Source organism: Halomonas sp. KAO, assembly GCF_015595025.1.
Lineage (GTDB): Bacteria > Pseudomonadota > Gammaproteobacteria > Pseudomonadales > Halomonadaceae > Halomonas.
The window spans coordinates 1-513 of the sequence record NZ_JADNRL010000029.1 but is presented as its reverse complement, the minus strand read 5'-3'; the positions used below and the strand labels follow the sequence as shown (position 1 = coordinate 513).

Annotated in this window: 2 protein-coding genes; both read right to left on the bottom strand. The window is 60.4% G+C overall.

What is annotated here, in order from left to right; translation table 11 throughout:
- Positions 1-15: 15 nt before the first annotated feature.
- Positions 16-213 carry an excisionase gene (locus IOC61_RS15915; protein ID WP_195689727.1) on the bottom strand — a complete coding sequence of 66 codons (198 nt, stop codon included), beginning with the start codon at positions 211-213 and terminating at the stop codon, positions 16-18.
- Positions 214-248: 35 nt separating this feature from the next.
- Entirely contained in the window at positions 249-461 is a 213-nt protein-coding gene (locus tag IOC61_RS15910; RefSeq protein WP_195689726.1) for a helix-turn-helix transcriptional regulator, read from the bottom strand.
- Between the last annotated feature and the right edge of the window lie 52 nt (positions 462-513).

Here is a 513-nt window from a genome sequence, read left to right as displayed (position 1 = left end):
GGCCGTGGTGCCACGTCATGCCTCCAGGATAGCGTCGACGAGCGGGTTGCCGGTCTGACGGCGCTCGGCGTCCAGATCGATGAACCAAGTGCCGCCCATCTTCTTGGCAGGGACGTGGCCTTCGCGACACCAGCGGCGCACGGTAGTCATGCTTGGTGGCTTGCCGGCGAAGCGGGCTCGGCGCCAGTGATCCAGATCCATCAGCTTGCTCATATTCTAGTCTCCCCGTGTTTCTTGTCTCTCCGGCGTCAAAGCTCGGCCTCGAATGCTTCAAGCTCGCTCAGCTTCCAGCGCTTGCATCCCGGTGACAGCGACGTGGCAGTAGGCAGTCTGCCCTCTGATACCCAACGCCAGACGGTCGTCCTGCCCACGCCGTATCGAGCTGCCATCTGCCGGACAGAGAGAAACAGCTCTCCGCCTGCCTTCTCCCTTCTAATCTCGTGATTATCCCCTGTTGCCATCTGTTTCCCTTGGTTTCAAGTTGACCCGATCAATGTTATCAGCCGCACTGCG